General features: G+C 39.3%; 20 protein-coding genes. 17 read left to right on the top strand and 3 right to left on the bottom strand.

Going from position 1 to position 20,194, the window contains the following annotated elements; all coding sequences use genetic code 11:
* Nucleotides 1–78 precede the first annotated feature (78 nt).
* The 3 genes from INE92_RS06480 to tnpA all read right to left on the bottom strand — a co-directional run bounded on the left by INE92_RS06480 (nt 79) and on the right by tnpA (nt 2,441).
* On the bottom strand, nt 79–1,650 hold the full coding sequence (locus INE92_RS06480) for an IS66-like element ISBthe6 family transposase (RefSeq protein ID WP_005805141.1): 1,572 nt from the start codon (nt 1,648–1,650) through the stop codon (nt 79–81).
* A 73-nt stretch (nt 1,651–1,723) separates the two neighbouring features.
* Entirely contained in the window at nt 1,724–2,095 is a 372-nt protein-coding gene (gene tnpB / locus INE92_RS06475; RefSeq protein WP_015531149.1) for an IS66 family insertion sequence element accessory protein TnpB, read from the bottom strand.
* Nucleotides 2,079–2,441 (bottom strand): IS66 family insertion sequence element accessory protein TnpA, encoded by a 363-nt coding sequence (gene tnpA, locus INE92_RS27240; RefSeq protein WP_008640477.1) that lies wholly within the window; start codon nt 2,439–2,441, stop codon nt 2,079–2,081. The genes tnpB and tnpA overlap by 17 nt, the downstream gene beginning before the upstream one ends.
* Before the next feature lie 102 nt (nt 2,442–2,543).
* On the opposite strand from tnpA, the gene INE92_RS06465 reads away from it, so the two are divergent.
* From INE92_RS06465 to INE92_RS06385, 17 genes are all read left to right on the top strand, one after another.
* A complete protein-coding gene (locus INE92_RS06465; RefSeq protein ID WP_212701988.1) occupies nt 2,544–2,855 on the top strand; it encodes a hypothetical protein in 312 nt (103 codons plus the stop codon).
* Between the two features lie 321 nt (nt 2,856–3,176).
* Nucleotides 3,177–3,383 carry a hypothetical protein gene (locus INE92_RS06460; RefSeq protein WP_143258542.1) on the top strand — a complete coding sequence of 69 codons (207 nt, stop codon included), beginning with the start codon at nt 3,177–3,179 and terminating at the stop codon, nt 3,381–3,383.
* A complete protein-coding gene (locus INE92_RS06455; protein WP_015531146.1) occupies nt 3,380–3,589 on the top strand; it encodes a hypothetical protein in 210 nt (69 codons plus the stop codon). The genes INE92_RS06460 and INE92_RS06455 overlap by 4 nt, the downstream gene beginning before the upstream one ends.
* A complete protein-coding gene (locus INE92_RS06450; protein WP_008647605.1) occupies nt 3,586–3,795 on the top strand; it encodes a hypothetical protein in 210 nt (69 codons plus the stop codon). The genes INE92_RS06455 and INE92_RS06450 overlap by 4 nt, the downstream gene beginning before the upstream one ends.
* Nucleotides 3,782–4,003, top strand: a complete 222-nt coding sequence (locus INE92_RS06445) for a hypothetical protein (RefSeq protein ID WP_015531145.1) — start codon at nt 3,782–3,784, stop codon at nt 4,001–4,003. The genes INE92_RS06450 and INE92_RS06445 overlap by 14 nt, the downstream gene beginning before the upstream one ends.
* A gap of 124 nt (nt 4,004–4,127) precedes the next feature.
* On the top strand, nt 4,128–4,688 hold the full coding sequence (locus INE92_RS06440) for a hypothetical protein (protein ID WP_015531144.1): 561 nt from the start codon (nt 4,128–4,130) through the stop codon (nt 4,686–4,688).
* Nucleotides 4,681–6,039, top strand: a complete 1,359-nt coding sequence (locus INE92_RS06435) for a hypothetical protein (protein WP_015531143.1) — start codon at nt 4,681–4,683, stop codon at nt 6,037–6,039. Before INE92_RS06440 ends, INE92_RS06435 begins: the two co-directional genes overlap by 8 nt.
* Before the next feature lie 2 nt (nt 6,040–6,041).
* Nucleotides 6,042–6,887 carry a hypothetical protein gene (locus tag INE92_RS06430; protein ID WP_015531142.1) on the top strand — a complete coding sequence of 282 codons (846 nt, stop codon included), beginning with the start codon at nt 6,042–6,044 and terminating at the stop codon, nt 6,885–6,887.
* 10 nt (nt 6,888–6,897) lie between these two features.
* Nucleotides 6,898–7,818, top strand: coding sequence for a DUF6712 family protein (locus INE92_RS06425; RefSeq protein WP_015531141.1), 921 nt, complete (start codon nt 6,898–6,900; stop codon nt 7,816–7,818).
* Nucleotides 7,815–8,804, top strand: coding sequence for a hypothetical protein (locus INE92_RS06420; RefSeq protein WP_015531140.1), 990 nt, complete (start codon nt 7,815–7,817; stop codon nt 8,802–8,804). The genes INE92_RS06425 and INE92_RS06420 overlap by 4 nt, the downstream gene beginning before the upstream one ends.
* A gap of 2 nt (nt 8,805–8,806) precedes the next feature.
* The gene (locus tag INE92_RS06415; RefSeq protein WP_015531139.1) at nt 8,807–9,256 is read left to right on the top strand and encodes a hypothetical protein; all 450 of its coding nucleotides are present in this window, start codon (nt 8,807–8,809) and stop codon (nt 9,254–9,256) included.
* Entirely contained in the window at nt 9,249–11,114 is a 1,866-nt protein-coding gene (locus INE92_RS06410; protein ID WP_015531138.1) for a hypothetical protein, read from the top strand. The genes INE92_RS06415 and INE92_RS06410 overlap by 8 nt, the downstream gene beginning before the upstream one ends.
* A 93-nt stretch (nt 11,115–11,207) precedes the next feature.
* Complete coding sequence (locus tag INE92_RS06405) at nt 11,208–15,311, top strand: phage tail tape measure protein (protein ID WP_195436681.1); 4,104 nt, start codon at nt 11,208–11,210, stop codon at nt 15,309–15,311.
* Nucleotides 15,312–15,529: 218 nt separating this feature from the next.
* Nucleotides 15,530–15,775 carry a hypothetical protein gene (locus INE92_RS06400; protein ID WP_229097059.1) on the top strand — a complete coding sequence of 82 codons (246 nt, stop codon included), beginning with the start codon at nt 15,530–15,532 and terminating at the stop codon, nt 15,773–15,775.
* Between the two features lie 6 nt (nt 15,776–15,781).
* The gene (locus tag INE92_RS06395) at nt 15,782–18,028 is read left to right on the top strand and encodes a hypothetical protein (protein WP_015531136.1); all 2,247 of its coding nucleotides are present in this window, start codon (nt 15,782–15,784) and stop codon (nt 18,026–18,028) included.
* Between the two features lie 13 nt (nt 18,029–18,041).
* Nucleotides 18,042–19,130, top strand: coding sequence for a hypothetical protein (locus INE92_RS06390; RefSeq protein ID WP_015531135.1), 1,089 nt, complete (start codon nt 18,042–18,044; stop codon nt 19,128–19,130).
* A gap of 10 nt (nt 19,131–19,140) precedes the next feature.
* Nucleotides 19,141–20,193 carry a hypothetical protein gene (locus tag INE92_RS06385; protein ID WP_195436680.1) on the top strand — a complete coding sequence of 351 codons (1,053 nt, stop codon included), beginning with the start codon at nt 19,141–19,143 and terminating at the stop codon, nt 20,191–20,193.
* Nucleotide 20,194: the final 1 nt, after the last annotated feature.

Below are 20,194 nucleotides of genomic sequence, written 5' to 3'. Positions count from 1 at the left end.
AAAAAAGAATCGCTATAGCAAATCGAACAAAGCTATAGTGATTCTGTATTTATATTCTTGTTTTTCGTTAGAGTATTATTAGAGTTCTTTGGAGTTTCCCGATTCCCAGCAATGGGGTAGCAGCTCTTTTAGGTCTTTCTCCTTGTTGGCTGCATAATACGGCAATAGTGCAATCACCTCCGTGAGCCATTCCCGGGGGTTAATGTTGGAGGCTTTGCATGATGCCAAGAGCGAACAGATTATGGCAGTGTTCTGCGCGGCTTCATGGTTTCCACAAAATAAGAAGTTTTTTCTTGATAAGGCTATCGGACGAATCGCATTTTCGGCCAGATTATTATCTATTTTAAGCCTGCCGTCTTTCAGATAATTCCTCATACGTGGCCAAAGTTGATACGCGTAAGCGATAGCTTGCCCCATCCGGCTTTTAGGAAGCACTTTCGGATAGGCTGTTTCCATCCATTTTTCCAGTTGCTCAAGTATGGGAAGTGCCTGTTCCTGTCTTCTAAGCATGCGTTGCTCATAAGTGAGTTCCTCCTGGTCGGCAATCTGTTCGATCCGATAGAGTTGCTGTATTTGAGCCAGAACATATCCGGCCAGGGATTCATTCTCTTCTTTGGCAACCTCGTAATGTCGCCTTATGTGGGCAAGGCATCCGACAAGGCACACCTCTTTCTTACCCTCAAAGATGTTGTAGGCCGCATAGCCGTCACTTTGAAGATATCCTTTGAAGGTTTGTAATAATTTCCAGGCTGTTTCCTGTGAGCGGGAACCGTCATCATAATGAAAGAAGACCAATCCATCCATAACCGCCCTGACTATCCACAAGTATTCCTTAACCGCTTTATGATTCTGTTTGTTGATAACCGGTAATGTCGTTTCGTCCACCTGGATATAGTCGGCCTTCAATACCTGTTTCTTCAACTCTTCATAGAGAGGTTTAAGTAATTCACAGGCAGGTTTGAACCACCCCTGAAGCGTGTTTTCCGAGATCTTCAGGCCTAAATGGTGAAACTCACGCACCTGACGATAGAATGGTACATGATATTCATATTTTTGCAAGAGGATTTCAGTGAGCAGGCTGGCACCGGGAAGTCCCTTGTAGATAGGCAATAGCGGAAGAGGGGCTATAATAACACTGCCCTGATGCCCCTGAGGCAAACTTATATTGTCTTTCAGGCCATACTTGGGACGTATGATCTCTTTTACGTATAATTTGCCCGGTTCAAATTCAAGTGTACGTGTGCGTTCCTCGCCTATGCGCTTGTATTTATCCGGATCGACTCCTTCGGGTTCTATGACAATCTCCACTACAGGAAGGCCATCCAACATGTTGCGGTTCTGACGCACTTTCTTTTTGGGAGTCGTCGAGCAGACAGGTTCTTGGGCTGCGGCTTCTTCCGGTATTTCGTGTTCCAACGGCTGAACAGGTGGATCGAACAGTGATAGCTGGTTCGGATCCAGATGGGCTAATTTCTCGCTCTTACGGCCGAATAACTGACGATTTAACCAGGCTACCTGAGCCAGCAGTTCCTGAAGCTTATTTTGCAGCTGTTCGTTCTGCCGGGTCAGACGCTCGATTGACTCAGACTGGGAGCTATTAGCCTGCTGGAGTGTGGCCACCAAAAGTTCTAATGTTTCTGTCTGAGTCATTCGTCATACCTGTTTTGAACAATACAAAAATACAGAAAAGCAACCGTATAATCAAGGTTTCACCTGCTGTTTTTCAGTACTGCATGTCACTTTTTCGTAACGCTTTCAGACGTTTGAGCCTTTTGGAAGGTTCGTCGTTGATTCCCTCTACCATCAGAACCAGGTCACGCCACTGCATAGGGTACGACTTGCTTTCTTTGTCATAAGAGGGAAGGCGGAAAGTGCCTTCTTCAAGTCGTTTTATGTACAAAACCAGTCCGCCATCTTCCGCGTGTAGCAGTTTCATTGTAGTGCGCTGGCGGTTGATAAAGATAAACACATCACCTAAACGGACATCATATCCCATTTTATCATGAACAACCCCGCATAATGAGTTCATACCTTTACGCATATCTGTCTTACCCGGACAGAGAAAGTAGCGCATCGTGTCATTCAGGCAAAACATGGCGATTGCAGAGTTGAGTGAGCAATTGCATGGCCGCCTGGGATTCAGCCATACCACTGAAGTGGGCGATAATACCACCGGGGAACTCTATCCGGATCTCACCCGTTTGTATAGCGCCACTATCACAGGCAGAGTGGGAAGCAGGTGAAGAGGTGAGGCTAACCGGTGCAAACTCCTCTAAAGAGGAAGAATGCCTATCCATATGATAACGCCTCGATAGGCCAAACTTTCCTTTCCAATAGTAAAAGCTTGATTCGGTATAGGCTTCATTTATACAGAAGTCTTTTATCGTCAAACCGCTACGCTGTTGACGAGACAGGATTTCAATGAATTCTTCTTTACTCATTTTTTGCATAGTCTTTTTTCTGGCAAAGATCGAGACTTAAAGATACAAAGACAACGGGTACTTTATCGGGGGCTTACTTTTAAATATGCTGCACCTGGAGGGATGTCTTATCGATGTATTGATGGATGGGTAAATTATACTTTGAAGATTCAAGTAAGAGATGGACGATATAAAGTAACAATGGGGGATTTTAATCATGAGACGAGTGATTTGGAGTGGAAAAAGACATGGAGTTTTGGACTTATAACTGATAGAGAAAAGTATAAAGAAAAGGGTATGCAGGATAAACGATGGACTAAGACGTGGCCGGACTTAAAACTGAAATGTGAAAGGGAGTATATGGCAATGATAGTCTCATTATCGGATGCAACTTCTGGTAAAAGTCAGATACTTGACACAAATAATGACTGGTGAATACATCGACATTTAAAAGAAAAGTGACACTAAAAATGCTACTTTTCTTTTGCACTCTCAAATTTTATCCGCATATTTGCAGAGTCAAACAGTTTATCACTTAATGATACCGGATTGAGCAACGGATAATGCTCACGAAATTCGAGGGCTTTTTTTATGCCCTTACTTATCATTTTTCTGATACTCGGAAAATGATACATATGAAATGGCGGTTGCCTTTCCCATTCTTCTTTTGCTCTCTGGAGTTAATTGATGAACTGTTTGACGACACGGGAAATGGCAGCCGTTTTTTTCTGCCTAATAGTCAAACAGTTCATCAACATGAAAAAAGAAAAGAAAGTCCTCACCAAATGTGTAGAGGCAAAGAAAGTCAAAGAATTTTTCAACGAAATTAGTGATTTAATTACTTCCGGACACGATAAAGTCTGGACGAGTAAAGATGAAAACGGTGAAATGAATTTCATCGTAGGTAATAGCCGTGTGAATATACGTATCAATGCTTCAATGATGAAAGGAGGTACATTATGAAACGGGATAAATCTATAACTAATAAAAACATCTTTGTGACAAGTGAACGTAAACATACTGATACTGAATCAGGAGAATATAACTATAATATCAGTTATCTAGGTAACTATGAATTGTGTGAATTGACAGCTGAAGAAGTTGTTGAATTAATAGCTTGTTTGCAAAATGCACTCCAATCTAATGGAGAGAAAGGAGTTAAACTATGAGTAATCCGATATTTAAAATTATAAAAAGCTGTAGTTATTCAGGTGGTATAAAGTGCATGGAAGAATATACTATTGCTTTATATTCTAAATATATATGCACTTGTGCTAGGGAAGAACTAATAGAACTTCGTAATCAATTGGATTTAGCTTTGAATGACCAAAGAATAGTTGTAAACGAGAAAAGAGATTCAGATGAAAGACAGTGAGATACATTATTTCCTTTCAGGTTTAAAAGACCTACGCGAATTATTTTTAGTCATTGATGAAATTGAATCAGAGACAGGCATGACACCTGATGTGATTAGATACGGAGATAAAAAACTGAAATATAGTAGCAAAGATGGTAAATCTCTGAAAAATGGAGATTTAAACGAGGAAATATATATAGAAAGAAATTTGATTCCTGCTAAATGACTATTTCAAATTTTGAGTTTGAAATAGTCACAAAAAGTCCCGATTGTATTTACAGTCGGGACTTTTTTGTGTCCTTTTTTAAGGTCGAACTCAGACGTAATTTTGCATATAAAGTTTAAGATATATGGGATTGAATAAAAGATTGTATGAAGAAAAGCAAAATAGAAAGGTTAAATATAATCGAATGCCCGATAATAGGTGGCCTCTTGATGTGACTATCGAAGGAGATACAGGAATGACTCAACAGTGGGAACGGCAGCAAGATACAAAAGCTGTAGCGTTATTCAATAAGAAAATTCGAGCGTGGGGAGCAAAAGTAGATAGTGCGCTTCGAACATCAATTGGAATTCACATAGAGGAGGATAAAGAACTGTCAAAAAGTCTAAAACAGAATTATAGACATTTTGGAAAGTCTCCTAAGAGAGGTGAAGAAATCACAAGTATTGGATTTAGATTTAGAGAAGAAGGGATATTTGTGCATTTAGGTGTCGGAAAGGGATATAACATGGAAGGAGGGACGCGGGTCATAACTAAAAAAACAGATAGAGAATGGCGGAGACGTCCTAAACCATGGTTTAATTCTATCATAGAAAAACATATTCCAGAATTAGTTGAGATAGTGAAAGAATATTGTGGCTCATTAATAATAAATACAACTAGAATTTATATAAATAGAAATGGCTGAAATAAAGGAGAAAATTGGAGGCTTCCGGTTTGTTGATGCTGGAGTAGGTACCTATGCCATCAATATGAGTTTAGGTAACAATGAACTAAGTAGTTTTTTTAATGGTTCTTCCTCCAACTGGGATGGTGATCCGGTGACAATAGCCGGAGTTCGCGTTGTTCCCTGGGGAATTGATAATAATCTTCCGAAGACAGTACGTGACATTCTTGAAAAGAATAATCTGGGACCGGGCATTTTGGATCGCAAAACAGGTTTGATGTATGGTCAAGGTCCGATGCTTTATCGGGTGAATGTAGTCAACAACGAACGTGTGCAAGAGTGGTTGATAGATAATGAGATACAGGAATGGCTTGATACATGGGATTATCGGAGTTATATTCGTAATGCTTTTGTAGAGTACAATCACATGAAAGGAGTATTTGTGAAATACTATGCAGCCAAATCAATCCGGATCGGTAAACCGTGGATAACCCGTTTGGAAGCCCTTCACAGTACAGATTGCCGGATGGTATGGCCGGAGAATGACAGCCGGAGATTGGAAGATGTGAAACAATTTCTTATTGGGGATTTTGACAGTTATACCAGTAAGAGGATGATGTTGTATAGCATCTTCGATAAATGGAATCCTTCAGCTACGGAAACCGCTGTGAAATATCATAGTATGCGTAGTTTTGGGCGCAATATGTATGCGATTTCCAGTTTTCATGGTTCGATTCCCTGGCTATTGGATGCTAATACCCTTCCGGAAATAATCCAATATCTAAATGAGAATATGATTGCATCTGCATACATTGTTCATGAGCCGGAAGAGTATTGGAGGCAGAAAGAAGAAATGATACGTGCCATGCACGAAGAATGGAGAGAAGCACAGATATACGAAGAAATAGACCGTTTGCGGGATGAACTTACCAAGAGGATTGCAGATGTCATGGCCGGTAAAAAGAATGCAGGTAAATTCTTCACTTGTGTGGACTTTGTGGATCAGGACGGAAACCTGCAATCATGGAAAATCGAGCCAATCGAAATGAACGTAGATAAATACATCGCAGCACAGGCGGAAATATCAAGGATAGCTGATAGCTCTACTACAAGCGGCTTTGGATTGAATCCTGCGTTATCCAACATCATCATCGACGGCAAAGGTGACAGTGGCAGCCAAATGCTATATGCATTAAAGATTTTCTATGGGGCTGATACACAAATCCCGGAGGAAATAGCGTTGGAGGCCCTGAATGATGCGGTCCGAATAAACTTTCCACATAAGAAAGGTCTTTTTATTGGTATGTATCGCAAGGTTATCAATAAAGAGGATAATGTAACGTCAGATAAACGGGCAGCAAATCAGGTGTAATTATGAAAAACAGACAGATAGATTTTCCGGATTGTTGGGAGGAAGTTCTTCCTGCAGAGTGGTTATACTTGCTTCGCTTGCGTCAGAAATTGATTGAACGCCCTAAAATAACTTTAATGGACGTGAAACGAGAGTGGTGCCGTTTTGTTCTTTCCAATCGTGGCATCCGGAGAAAGAGCAGCATTGATTATTATGTTTTGATTGATGAATTAGCGTTGACGCTGGGATGGATGTGGAGTGAAGGTAAAGGGGGGAAAGAGGTTGAACTTATCTTTTCAAGTACAAAGAATCTGTTACCTGAATGGAAACAATATAAAGGTCCGCTTTCTCATGGCAGTGATTTGACATTTGGGGAATTCCGTAATGCGGTTATGATGATGAATGGCTACAATGATACACAGGACCCTTCTTTATTGCAAGCCTTATGCGGTATTCTTTATCGTTGTCCAGGAGGAAAAATAGGAAAGTCTGATTTTGATGGTAAATACAGGGAAGAATTTAAGCAGGAACGAATAAATTTCTATTCAAACAGGATTAGGATGATGCCGAAGCAGGTTCAGTGGGGAGTATATGCATGGTTTGCTTTCTTCTGTCACTATTTGCTTACAGGCACATTTATTATTGATGGAATAGAGATTTCGTTCGAATCCATCTTTACCAAAGAAACACAGGACGCGAACACGCCCAAGGAGCAAAGTCTGGGAATGAGTGGAATTCTGTTTTCCGTAGCAGAATCCGGAATTTTTGGAAATATAGAAAAAGCGGATGATACATTATTACTCCGCGTAATGATGAAGTTGCTGGATGATAAATACAAAGCAGATGCTTTATTAAAGCGTAACAAATAAATGATATAGTATGATATTCAATAAGGATGATAATGGTAGTAGGGAACTACGGGAACTGACTGGGAATTATTATGCAAATAATGATTTCAATAAAATCATAACTGATATTGAGTTGGCAACAGAGGAAATTTCCGCATTGATTGGTGTTGAACTATACAAAAAAGTGGAAGGCTGGTATAAAGAGACAAAAGAGGATGCAGATCAAGACCTTATAAAGAAAGTACAACGGCCTATCGCTTTGTTGGCTACATTACGTATGTACCAAAAAAATGATCTAAGTCATGAAGATGATGGGCGTAAATTCAAAATCGCTACAGATAACAGTGAAAAGCTCCCTTGGGAATGGCAATTAGATAGGGATGATGCCCGGCATATGGAAGATTATTATAAAGCAGTAGACGCTTTGATACGTTATCTCAATACTTCTGAAATTAAGGAATGGAAGGAGGGCCGGACTTATAAAATGTCTCAGCTATTACTGATACGCAGTGGAGCGGATTTTGACACCTATTTTCCTATTGACAAGAGCGAGCGTACTTTTATGTTATTGCTGCCATTCATCAAGGAGGCACAATTGCTTTATGTGAAAAAGGCATATGGAAACGGGTGGAATGCACTCTTGACTATGAATGAAAATAATGAAGCGCATTTTGCAGCTTGCAAAGCTGTTACATTATTGGGAATGAGTATTGCCCTAAAACGTATGCAACTGAAAATTATTCCAGCAGGAGTAATCAGGGGATATGTGTCTGCAAGTGGTGCAATGGAGAGCGATCCTGCATCTATTGAGGATATCAAGTTATTATCCGAATGGATGAATGATGATGCTATGGTTTGGATTGATGAGATGAAGAAGGCAAGAGACGGTGGAGCGGTCACCTATAATCTGTTACCAGAGAATGATAAACATAACAAATACATGAGATTATGAATGTGATTCAAAGACCTAGAGCAGAAGAGTTCTGTGCTACGATGCAGGATTATATTATAGATACGGATTCTACCATAACTTTCTCTGTGCAGTATGGAGGTAAAACGGTTTTGGAAGAGGAATATGTTCCGGATGCCAACTATCAGGTAAGAGTGCGAAAACTGGGCAAATTCTGTGAGTTGGCTTTATGGGGAGTATGGTGTGCTGGAGAAGCAAGTTGGCAGACAAATGCTGCTGGTACCTTTACTTTCTTTATCAATGGACTACAAGATTCACAAAGTTATGTGATGTTTAGCCGGCTGCAGACAAAAAAAGAGGCATCGGCTCCAGGATGGTTGAGTGAGGTTCGGGAGAAAGTGACACGTAATGGTGCAATGGAGTATGCAAGTAGCGTATTTACAGATGGTGATAAAGTGTTATTGAATGTCCGTACTTTATCCGGAGCGGTTTATCCGGAACAACTATATGTACATAAAGGGGAAAAAATGCCTGTAACTTTGGATGTAAGTATGGAAAGGGTTGGGAATATTCTTCCAGATATAAATGAAATGATCCGTAGTTATGAATTGGTGAAAGGAAGTGATGTTTTTAAGTTTTTGGTAGATCAGACGAGATATGAAGAGGTTCAACGTTTCCGGTATAAAAACGTATATGATATGCCGGAAACAATGACTACCGTAGGCGGTATGACTATGAAAGGCAATGATGAGAGTGATACGGCGAAGATGTTTGGTGTAGATCGTAAATTCGGAGTAAAACCAAAGGATGAATATACAGTTAGTAGTGGGGTTATTTTCCTGCAGAGTGATTATAAGTTATGGCATAATCTGTTGAATGCCCAAGAAGTAGATATCTGGTATGAAGATAGTTGGTTCCCTATTATTGTGACAAAACAGAATTATGAACGTAGCTTTAACCGTAGCATACTGAAAGCTATAGAATTTACATTTAAAATGGCAGATGTTGAACAGAATAACTTAATTTAATTATGATAGATATCATCCGGTTCAGAGAACTAATGGTGGAGCTTCAGGTTAAAGTTAATCAGAAGAGCGAAGATAAGATTGATTGTTGTTTCCTGGCAGTTAAAGAGGAACACATGGTCAAGAAACTCAAGGATAAAACAGGGGTACTTCTGTGTGCCAATTATCCCGATGCGGAAGGAGATTCTAAAAACAAAGATAACTGGCAGGAGGATAATCAGGTAATCTTCTTTATTTGTGAAAAAATTGCTTCCGGTAGTAAGACTGACGAGGAAGAATTGCTCCATTATGCCAAGTTACAGCGAATTATGTGTGTATTGAAAGAAATAATTCGGCAGGATGAATACTGCAATTATCTTTCTGTAGGAAGTAAAATGCGGACAGAATGGGAATATTCTATGTTTGGAGGATTCAATGGATTGAGTTTGGGATTAACGATAGCAGACTATGACTGAATTATATATTGATGGGACTTCGGTGGTACTTCCTGCCGACTTTAGCACTTCTGTAAAACGTGAGAATCCTTTCTTTACAAAGAATGGGGAGTATACGTATGATATTACTCTTCAGCTTAGTAACTCAATTAATGCAGACTTATATGAACATCTGAACAGATTGAACTCTATTGCCGAACTAAAGACCAAGAGACAGGCTGTATTGGTCGCTGATAACCGGGTGTATTGCAATGGTACGGAAATCATAACGGGATGGACAGATTCAACAGTATCCATACAAATAGCTTCGGGAAACTCCGAATTGAATTCTTTCATTGGAAACGATTTGCTTGTATCATCATTGGATATGGGAGAAGATGAAATTCCAACAGGCATTATCAATAACTTGGTAAAACGCATATATCCGGACGTGGATTATTGCATACCTCCTGTAATGACAGACAAGGGTGTGATTAATGGATGGAGGGTAGCTGTAACTGTTGTTACTACTTCAAAGCCAACTATATCTCCCAACTATTTGAGAGAAACAGGAGTGGATATTTATCTGCAACCGTATCTTTGCGCTTATATTAGAAAGTTAATGAAAGCACTTGGATATACAGTTTTGACTAATCAGCTGGAAGATTCGGAGTGGAATTTGCTCTATTTGCCACAAAATGGGCACCCCAACCAATATGCAAAAATGTTTCCCGGATGGACTATAAATGAACTCATCACGGAATTTGAGAGTTTTTTTAATCTGTGTTTTCTTGTCAATAATAGAAAGAAGGAAGTTTCTATACTGTTCAGGGCAGAATATTTTAAAAATGCACAGGTTTGCCATGTTCAGCAAGTTGTAGATGAATACGAAACAGAAGAGGGGGAGAACGACAAAGACCCTTCTCAAAGTAATGTGTTGATAGAACCGACTGACAGTGAATATTACAAGCCACAGCATATAGATAAAAATATTCTTTCTTCTGCGACCCGAAAGGATTTTGATACAGTACTGGAATTCACTCAATTTGTAGAAAGTATTAGCTCATCCGGATATCAGGCTGTTAAAAACTATCTGTTTTATACACATGATAGTTGCCGGTACTACATTACGGTGCCTGATGATTCGAATAGGGGATGGCACACAGATGAAGTAAATATGTTTGGTGATGTTCTTCGGGAGCAGAGTGAAAATGAAATTAAATTAAACATTATGCCTTCCGATATGACGAACTATGGTATAGAACGGATCACTTATGAGAGTGGTATGGAGCCGGTATTTATGCCCGACTCTGAACGATCACTTGTAACAGTTCCAAAAATAACCGGAAGCAAGATTGGTACCAGTGATGAAAGTAATGGTATTTATGAGTTAATACAAAGCGGAGAAAACATCCCTACGGAAAAAGATAAGAATCAACAAAAGATTTCTGTATCATACTACAAAGGAATGTCACCGATGACTCTTTACGTAAAGCGCAAAGATGATAAGGATTTTAATCCTAAAGTTTTCACGATTGATTACCCTCATTCTTTTAACTGTGAGGACACCCCATATACAGGTAATTTGCGCTTAGCATATTTAGATAAAATGCTCTATTCACGTATGTACGATATTGATTATAAGCACGGCATCAAGATAAAGAGTTATGATGTTAACGTTTATGATACGCGGAATATATTTGAAATCCGGAACAAACGTTATGTCTGTAAAGAGATAGAGGATGTTATCAATGCTGATGGAAGGTCTGGAGCATGGCAAGGCACATTCTATCCGATTCGGATTAGTGATGTAGAAGCGGAAAAACGGTGGATTCTGACAGATGGGAAATGGAGGGACGGCGGTATATGGCTGGACAGTGGACGATGGTTGGATGGCTAGATCATAAGGCTCGCAAATACAAGTGTGGGCCTTTTTCGTGTCCTTTTTTAAGGCTTCTTTGGAGGGTACTTTTGTGTATTAATTAATTAGTTTATGGGAATTGGTATTAATGACTTTAGAATAGCTATTCGCATTGATAATGCCGAAGCAAAGCAAAAATTAGTTGAAACGAAAGACGTTATTTCTGTTTTAAGAAACGAACTTTCTAAAATGGAGACTGATGGCAAAAAAGACACAGCAGTTTATATAGAGAAAAAAGCAGCTCTTGATAAGCTTAATAATGAATATAAAGAACATAAAAAGGTTGTAGGACTGACCGGTCTAACTTATGATGAATTGAGAAAAGGAGCACGGACATTGAAAGTGCAAATGGATCGTTCAATTCCTAATAGTGAAAAATGGTTGTCATATCAACGCGATTTGAATTTAGTAGAAGAACGATTGAAAATATTGAGAGGACAAATTGATTCTACTGAAATGTCTCTGTCGAAATTTCCCAGTGGGTTTAACAAATATGCTGCCATCGGTGCGAGTGTAATTGCTTCATTGACAGGAATAACCTTGACCGCTCGTAAATGTGTGGATGAGTTTGCACAGATGCAGGAAGCGGAAAGCCAGGTGCGTAAGTATACAGGTATGACGAGTGAACAGGTTGCTGATTTAAACGAGGAGTTTAAGAAGATGGATACCCGTACTGCACGTGAACGTTTAAATGAGCTCGCAGGAGATGCCGGACGACTTGGAATAACAGCGAAAAATGATGTTTTGGAGTTTGTAGAAGCTGCTAATATGATTGATGTTGCACTTGGGGAGGACCTAGGACAGGATGCTATCAAGAATATTGGCAAGTTGGCAGATATGTTTGGTGATAGCGAACGTTCAATGAAAGAAAATATGTTAGCTATCGGTAGTGCAGTGAACGAAGTTGCACAAAATTCTAGTGCTGCTGAACCTTATTTGGTGGAATTCAGTGCGCGCATGGGAGGAGTTGCAAAACAAGCAAAACTATCAATTACTGATGTCATGGGATTTGCTTCGGCGCTCGATCAAAATATGCTTCGTAGTGAGATGGCCAGCACTGCTTTACAAGGATTGATCTTAAAATTATATCAAGAGCCTGCAAAGTACGCGAAAATAGCTCGAATGGATGTTAAGCAATTCACAACGCTGATGGAGACGGATGCTAATGAAGCTGTTCTTCAGTTCCTTGCTAGTTTGGGAAAATTAGGTGGTATGGATAAAATGGCACCTGTTTTAAAGGAAATGAAGTTGAGTGGTGCTGAAGCGGCCGGAGTTATCAGTGCATTAGCTAGCAATATTGAGAAAGTCCGTAAAGAGCAGGAAACAGCTAATCAGGCGTTCATTGATGGTACCAGCATCACAAATGAGTATAACGTACAAAACACAACGGTTCAGGCAGAGCTGGATAAAGCTAAGAAACATTTTAAGGAAATCCGGATCGAACTTGGAGAACGGTTACTTCCAGTTATGAAATACATGGTGAGTACCGGTAGTCTTACAGTCAAAGGATTAGTTAAAATAGTATCCATATTTAGTAAATATAAAAATGCAATTATACTTGCAACATCTACCATTGCAGGATATACAATTGCTGTCAATGCTTCGGTTATTGCAGATAAAGCTAAAGTACTTTGGACTGGTAAAATTGTCACGGGGCTAAAAACTTTATATAGTGTTGCAAAAGCACACCCATGGGGATTACTTCTAACAATAGGTGCATCCCTCATTGGTTTACTTATTGATACTAATAAACAGTTAAGTGAGAGTGAACGTCTGGAAAGAAAACTTCAAGATATTCGTAGACGATCTGTTTCTATTGTAAATCAAGAAGCTGCATCAGTTAAGGATTTCTTAAATATAGCTAGGGATGAGAAAAGAAGTAAAGAGGAGAGGGAGGCTGCAATAAAAAGATTAAATGAACTATCTCCTGAATATTTGGGTAATCTTACTTTAGAGAAAATAAATACAGAGCAAGCCACTAATGCTGTAAATGCCTATATTGATAGTTTACTTATATTAGAGGAGATAAAACAAACTCAGCAGAAAGTATCTGAATTGAATGACCAAAAAAATGATATATTAAAGAATGGTCCAGATAATGGTTTTTTAGAGGATATTGAGGCTGGCGCTGCTAATATGTTGAATGGATTTAAGCAGTCTCTAGGTTTAATGACAGATTCATGGGCTGACAATGTTTTGGATAGATATATAAATAAAGGTGTTAATCAAGTGAGAGCTATTGATAACGAGGTGGCTCTACTAAATGCGCACATGGAAGAATCTCGTAAGAAATTGATAAAAATAGAGGTAGAAAAGAATACAGAAGGAGTTCCACCTCCACCGGATGGCGAAGACAAAAAGCCTTGGACTACTCGTTTGCAAAATGCAGAAAACGCATATAAAGAAGAATTATTATTGCTACAAAAGAGTTCTGATGCGTTAGCCAGAACGGAGAATGAATATCAGTTGGATGCTCTTCAAAAAGAACTGGAATTTCAGGTTGAAAGGTTGGCAATCATCAAAAAGTATCAGTCAAGTGAAAAAGATAAGAAACATCTGGCTGAATTGGGTAAATTGGAAAGTGAGGCACAAAGCGCAATTTATAATACACTAAAAAAGTCAGAAGAAACTCGTCTCAACTTAATTAAAGAATATCGGGACAGGAGGCTGAATACTGTTAATGCTGGAGAGAAAAATATTCTGCTTGAACAGTCTAAACTCAATGATAGTGGTGAGCTGACAGAAAAAGATTATAAAAATCGCCTTTTAGCTATTGAGATTGCCTCTCTATATTCCAGACTCGAAATAGCAAAAGATTATAAAAACGATGTTGCTGAACTTGAATTCCAAAATGGAGAGGTCAAAGCCAAAGCCTTAAAGGAGGCAGGGGATAACATTCTCAATCTTGAACAACAAATTAGTGATAAACGTAATAAGATCATTCGGGATAGTGCTAATCAAATTCAGAATTTCAGTAGCCAGTTTAACAAGATGAACGGTTTGGCTTCCGCAGATCAACAATTGGCAGCGTTGGAAACCTTTTATCAATCTCAATTAGAACTAGCTCGAAAGAATGGGTTGGATATTACTCTTCTTACGGTTGTATATGAAGAATCGAAGAGAAAAATTGAGGAAAAAGGAGCGAAGGATAGGGCTACTGTTATACAAAAATATGAGTTGGACGCTGCCGAGGATATTAGAGATTTAAAACTGAAAGCTCTTGAGGAGGAACATAAAAAAGGGCTGCTTTCAGAGGAAGAATACGAAATAGCAAAAAATAAAATCAATAATGAATATATTCAGAAAAAGATAGAAGGAAGTGAACAGTATTTTAATGCTGTGAGTAGTATAATGAGTAGTGCTTCTTCTGCTGTTCAGGGATTCCAAGATGCAGAAATGAACAAAGTAACTCATAAATATGACAAGGAAATAAAAGCCGCCAAGAAAGCCGGGAAGGATACAACTAAGTTAGAAGAAGAGAAAGAAGAGGCCCTAAATCAGGTAAAGAGGAAATATGCAGACAAACAATTTGCCGTATCGGTTTTACAAATTACTGCAAGTACTGCTGTTGCTGCAATGGAAGCATATAAGGCAATGGCCGGTATTCCTATTGTTGGTCCGGCTCTTGGTGCCATTGCAGCTGCGGCAGCTGTAGCTAGTGGTGCGGCACAGATAGCTGTAGCCAAACAGCAACGGGATGAAGCGAAGGGCTTGAAGTCCGGTGGTTATTCTGATGAATATGTTGAAGGATATACTAAAACAGGAAATCCGGATGATGTTTCTGGAGTTATTCCCGTTCATAAAAATGAATTCGTGACCAATCATGAGGGAGTAGAGAATCCTCATGTGCGCCAATTTCTTGATGTTTTCAATGTTGCGCAAAAGAATGGAACAATCCGAATGTTGAACACTACACAAATTTTAGAGCAGGTACGTACTAAAAGTGGTAAATATAGTGGTGGTTATTCTGATGATTCAGTATCTTCTTCCTCCCGATATACTGTTAGCGGTCATATCATGGACGAAGAGACATTGCGTAAACTATTCGTTCTTTTGAATACGAATAATGATTTGCTTCAATCTATTCTTGAGAAAGATTTAATTGTTGATTCGCGAGCTGTTCGTGATGGGATTAAAAAATTAGAGAGAATGGAAAGGAATGTGAGTCGTGGTTAGTGTCCTTTTTTAAGGCAAGAAAGGAGAGTATATTTGCAATGTGTTTGTTATAGAGGAGTATTTGCGTCGGGAGACGCTTTCCTGTCACAAGTTTAAAGTTAAAACTAAATGAAACTAGCCCCAAAATCCGTGAGGACTTGGGGTTTTTTATTGTCCTTTTTTAAGGCTTATCTGGAAGGTACTTTTGTAGTATGGAAATATATGAAGCAATTCGTCGAATGAAAGAGAAAAGCGAACGGGGAGAAGTCTTCTCATTTGCTTTTATGAGTTATAGTTATGAACGTAATAAAAGTCAGGGCATAGTCAAGGTTGAGCATGCCCGACTTCGTAAGCAAAGCACTTTAGAAACAAATCGCTTTGCTGACTATATGCTGAATTTTATAGATACAGATACTCTTGAATATGGAATGTGCTGGCAAATTCTATTGTTAGAATTTGATGGAAATGAATTAGAACTTACATAGTGCGTGATGGATAATAATTATGAAAATATAGTCCCGTGGAACGGAGCGAATGATACCGGACGTGACGTACGGCTCAAGCTGCAGAGAAACTTTGCCAAAATTGTAGTAAACTTCCAGGAATTAGATGGGAAGTTTACTACTGTTGATGATTTATTTGATTTGATAGCACAGGAACTGGATAAAAAACTTTCTAAGGTAGATAGTGACACAGCCGCCGGATTAATTACTTTTTTGAAAGGTCTTGTTTCTGAAGGACTTATAAAAGCCCAAGAAGGCATTGAATTAGGCGACTTTCTTTCTGGTATTTTAGGCAGTGGCGGATGCTTCAAGGTAAATCCTCAAAACGGCAAAACATATATTGAGGCGGATGAAATTTATATCCGCTTAAAAGCTGTTTTTGATACTCTCGAAATTCGTCATTCCACTCATGTTGGCGGGCAACAGATATTGTCTCCTGCCGGAATGACGTGTATTCGTGTCGAAGAGTACGATACTTATTACCGTTGCTTTATGAAAGCTGATGACGGAAGTAAAGCTGTACAAAATCTTTTTGCAGAAAATGATCAGGCCCAATGCCGTGATATAAATGTTAAGGAAGGCATCTATGATAATGTCAGTAATCAATATTATTGGCGTTTAGTCGTTGGCGTCGGAGATGATTATATAGACTTGAGTAAGGATGATTGCGATACAGGGAGTACTGTTCCGGCTGCTGGTGACAATATCTGCCAACTTGGGAACCGTCTATATAAAGAGAGGCAAAATGCTATTGTTATCTCTTCCTATGGTTCTGATTCTCCCTCATTTAAACAATATGCCGGAATCGATTCCTATTCTCTTGAAGGTAGGGAAGTAACAGTGTTGTCCCCATCCGGAAATGAGCTTTCCGGTAAATTACATATTCAGCCCGGTTCTACCGGTTGGCAGAGTCTTGACGGGTTACCGGAAGGAATTAAAGAGGCGGCAGATAGTGCGATTGGCGGCATTGAATTTGGAAAGAATAATCTGTTACGTAATTCCGGTTTTACAGGTGACTACCAAACGGCTAACTTGAATTCGGACACTTCTCTTGACGTAACATCGGAGTTGTATTCTCCATCTCTGAAATATTGGGATGTTGTTAATGCTGTTGCGCAGGAATCCGAAATCTCCATGTCGGGGAAAGAGGTTGTCATAAAGTCCGGCAGTATGACGCAAGCCTTATTCTATAGAATTATTCCAGGGGAATCATATATCTTTTCTTTTTATGGTAAAGGAACAAGTGTAACATTTTCGTGTGGCGGTTATGCGGAAACAATCCCTCTGACAGATGAGTACAAACGTTATATCTGCCGTTTTAAGACACTTTCTGCGGGAAGTATTCTATCTATCCACTCTGTAACAGGTAGTTTCTGCGAGCTACAGCTGGAAAGGGGGACTGTTCCATCATCATGGGGGGCATCCATGATGGATAACACTTCTGAACTGGCCCATTATCAAGAATTGGAATATCTTACGTCAGCAATAAAAGACGGTTCAGTAGATATTCTTGGCGGTCTGGTACTTGCTAATATACTGCAGTTGGGTAATTATAAGGATGGCCGGATGCAAAGAGTGACGGCAGGTATCAGTGGTATATATAATAATGACGATGACGTGTTTGCGTTTGGGGGTGGTACGCTTGAACAAGCGATTTCAACAGTTGCAAAGTATAAAGACAATCCATCTTATCAACCTACCGATGAGGAGCTGAACAGTATTGCAAAGATTGTTTTTACCCATGGTGGGCGCACAATTCTGAACGATGTTGTTTTACGCGGATACATTTATGCTTTGGGTGGTGTCTTTTCTGGAAAGGTCTCTATTGCAAATGAGAAGATTCTTTTGAATGAGGACGGTAGTGGTTGGCTGGCGAACAAGGCCATTATGTGGGATAAAGATGGTAAAGCATATGGAGATTTGTTTGATAAACAATATGCAATGAATACCAATTATGTAGAGTTGCCTACTGTACCTAAAGGTTCTATTAAGCAAATTATATTACCTTATTATGTTCTTAGGGCAATATTAACATACGAAATTAAGTTTGCAAATCAAAGTGATTTTATTGTTTATAAAGAAGGTACAAACACGAGAGTTGTAACGGGGGATACACAAATTAGCTTTGGTAAATTAGGACATGGCATTATTAGACTTACAGGTATTTGCTTTGATGCAGATTCTTCCAATACAAGATGGGTGGCAGAAGATATAAATTTTGGTTTAAATGGATAAGTGAAATTGTCGTATGGAACTAAACGAAATAAAAAAAACGGCTAGTTGGGGAGATGTTGCTACCTCGATTAATGAAAATTTTCAGAAGACTTCAATGGAAATTGAATCCTTAAAATCTTCTTTGAAGTATTTCAAAGGATATTTCACTTCTGAAAGTAGCCTGAAAGCAAAAATTCCCCTTCCACGTGTCGGGGATTATGCCTATGTTGGCAATTCCTATCCGGGAATAGTGTATGCTTGTGATGTATCCGGAATATGGTACAGTACAGGGAAATCCCCGGCTGATACCCCCGGTGTCGACTTGAATGATTATGCGAAAAAGGAAGAAACGGATACTATTAAGGCTCAAACCCTGAATAACGCTTCTGATATAGGGCGCTTGACTAACAGTGTCAACACGGTGCAGGAATCCGGTTTCCACTTTCCTGATTCATCGGGTAAAGATGTAATGAACTATACCGATAAAGGTTTTGATGTTGCTAAGGTTTCAGCACACCTTTTGTCACTCATTCTTTCAACGGGAGTAATATCGGAAGAGATGCTGTCTGACGAAGTAAAAGAGTTAATAAATACACTGAATCTGGGCGAAGCGCCCGGTACAGCCTATGAGGGTGACAAAGGAAAGGCTAACGCTGATGCGATAAAAATACTTGATGCTTCGATAAAGGCTATGAATAATTCTCTTGAATCAGTTTCGTTTATCATGAAAGTCAATGAACCCGGCTTTCATTTTCCTGACTCTACGGGGAAAGATGTGATGAATTACACAGAGAAAGGTTTTGATGTTGCAAAAATATCAGCTCATTTCCTTTCTCTGATTCTTGCAACTGGCGTGGTAACATCAGATATGCTTTCAGATGAGGTGAAAAAATTAATAGCATCGTCTTCGGGAAGTGCCGATTATCTGTCCTCTATAATCCTGAAAGTGTTGGAATCCGGTTATCACTTCCCTGACTCTACCGGAAAGGATGTGATGAATTATACAGAGAATGGATTTGATGTTGCAAAGGTATCTTCGCATTTCATCGAAGTTCTTAATAGTTCGGGAATTTCAGGAAGTCTAACCTACGAAATAATAAATGATAAAATATATAACTTTTAAAAATACTATTATGGCAGGACTTGCATTTTTTATAGATAGTACTTTCGATACACACTTGGATGTGTCTCCCACACCTTCGGGTGATATTAAAGTAACAGGTATAAGCATAATTGGTGAGGCTTCCATTGATGGTGTCTCCGGCACATATTCGGTATCATATTCCCCCGCGTCTACAACACAGAAAGGCGTTAACTGGTCTATCGTTTCAGGAGCCAATTATGCTTCAATCAATTCTTCCGGTGTCTTGACAGTGAAAGAGGGTGCCTCCGGTAGCTTAGTGAAGATAAAAGCGGCATCATCTTACAACCCACTTATTTATGCTGAAAAAGATGTAACAGTAACTTATAACGATTCCGGTGCAAGCACGGTTATTTCAGAATTCTGTAGACGTGTACTTGCTGATGGTGGAATATTACTGAAAGGTTCTGCTGGAGCTACACAAGAAGAGTACGATCGTCATACTGCACTTTTGGGTATAGAGCCTAAGCTTGATTTTCTTGGGTATAAAGAAACGGGAGGTGTTATTTCTAAACTTTATTCAATTGATTCAAAATATGATTGTGATAGTCTGACTGGAATCGTGCTAAATGATGGTATTATAACTACTACGGAAGCGGCAGGTAAGATTCTTTATAATAAGAATTTCAACAATGGTGATATTAGGACAGAGATGACGCATTTGTATTATGAAGGTCCGTTGGATACATATTCGACAACCGAATCTGTATTTGTTGCAAACATATTAAAGAGCTCATATTCCGGACGTTATGATGTACAAAGCGCTAATATATTCTACATGGGCGGTCTTATCAATGTACAGTATGCAGGTAGCATTAAGGCAGGGGACGGTTTTCCTGCAACTTCTCCAACGAAGATAAAAGTGGAAGTTGATGGTAATGCATCCGGTGAGGAATATGCGCCTGGTTATGTCAAGTCGATCTCTATCAATGATGTAGATAAACTTTCCACGCGTGTACAAATGGCGGATTTCTGGTCAAATGATACAAAAGACGTTTCTTATATCAAGACATATCAGGGTTTTCAACTATGTATAGCAGGGTGAT

The sequence above is a fragment of the Bacteroides xylanisolvens genome, from assembly GCF_018289135.1.
Taxonomy (GTDB): Bacteria; Bacteroidota; Bacteroidia; order Bacteroidales; family Bacteroidaceae; genus Bacteroides; species Bacteroides xylanisolvens.
Note: the sequence above shows the minus strand (reverse complement) of the source record. Positions and strands in the feature narration are given on the sequence as shown.

Bases quoted from the DNA above. Each gene is read 5' to 3' on its own strand.
- INE92_RS06480 (WP_005805141.1), bottom strand. From the start codon at position 1,650: ATGACTCAGACAGAAACATTAGAACTTTTGGTGGCCACACTCCAGCAG.
- tnpB (WP_015531149.1), bottom strand. From the start codon at position 2,095: ATGTTTTGCCTGAATGACACGATGCGCTACTTTCTCTGTCCGGGTAAG.
- tnpA (WP_008640477.1), bottom strand. From the start codon at position 2,441: ATGAGTAAAGAAGAATTCATTGAAATCCTGTCTCGTCAACAGCGTAGC.
- INE92_RS06465 (WP_212701988.1), top strand. From the start codon at position 2,544: ATGTCTTATCGATGTATTGATGGATGGGTAAATTATACTTTGAAGATT.
- INE92_RS06460 (WP_143258542.1), top strand. From the start codon at position 3,177: ATGAAAAAAGAAAAGAAAGTCCTCACCAAATGTGTAGAGGCAAAGAAA.
- INE92_RS06455 (WP_015531146.1), top strand. From the start codon at position 3,380: ATGAAACGGGATAAATCTATAACTAATAAAAACATCTTTGTGACAAGT.
- INE92_RS06450 (WP_008647605.1), top strand. From the start codon at position 3,586: ATGAGTAATCCGATATTTAAAATTATAAAAAGCTGTAGTTATTCAGGT.
- INE92_RS06445 (WP_015531145.1), top strand. From the start codon at position 3,782: ATGAAAGACAGTGAGATACATTATTTCCTTTCAGGTTTAAAAGACCTA.
- INE92_RS06440 (WP_015531144.1), top strand. From the start codon at position 4,128: ATGGGATTGAATAAAAGATTGTATGAAGAAAAGCAAAATAGAAAGGTT.
- INE92_RS06435 (WP_015531143.1), top strand. From the start codon at position 4,681: ATGGCTGAAATAAAGGAGAAAATTGGAGGCTTCCGGTTTGTTGATGCT.
- INE92_RS06430 (WP_015531142.1), top strand. From the start codon at position 6,042: ATGAAAAACAGACAGATAGATTTTCCGGATTGTTGGGAGGAAGTTCTT.
- INE92_RS06425 (WP_015531141.1), top strand. From the start codon at position 6,898: ATGATATTCAATAAGGATGATAATGGTAGTAGGGAACTACGGGAACTG.
- INE92_RS06420 (WP_015531140.1), top strand. From the start codon at position 7,815: ATGAATGTGATTCAAAGACCTAGAGCAGAAGAGTTCTGTGCTACGATG.
- INE92_RS06415 (WP_015531139.1), top strand. From the start codon at position 8,807: ATGATAGATATCATCCGGTTCAGAGAACTAATGGTGGAGCTTCAGGTT.
- INE92_RS06410 (WP_015531138.1), top strand. From the start codon at position 9,249: ATGACTGAATTATATATTGATGGGACTTCGGTGGTACTTCCTGCCGAC.
- INE92_RS06405 (WP_195436681.1), top strand. From the start codon at position 11,208: ATGGGAATTGGTATTAATGACTTTAGAATAGCTATTCGCATTGATAAT.
- INE92_RS06400 (WP_229097059.1), top strand. From the start codon at position 15,530: ATGAAAGAGAAAAGCGAACGGGGAGAAGTCTTCTCATTTGCTTTTATG.
- INE92_RS06395 (WP_015531136.1), top strand. From the start codon at position 15,782: ATGGATAATAATTATGAAAATATAGTCCCGTGGAACGGAGCGAATGAT.
- INE92_RS06390 (WP_015531135.1), top strand. From the start codon at position 18,042: ATGGAACTAAACGAAATAAAAAAAACGGCTAGTTGGGGAGATGTTGCT.
- INE92_RS06385 (WP_195436680.1), top strand. From the start codon at position 19,141: ATGGCAGGACTTGCATTTTTTATAGATAGTACTTTCGATACACACTTG.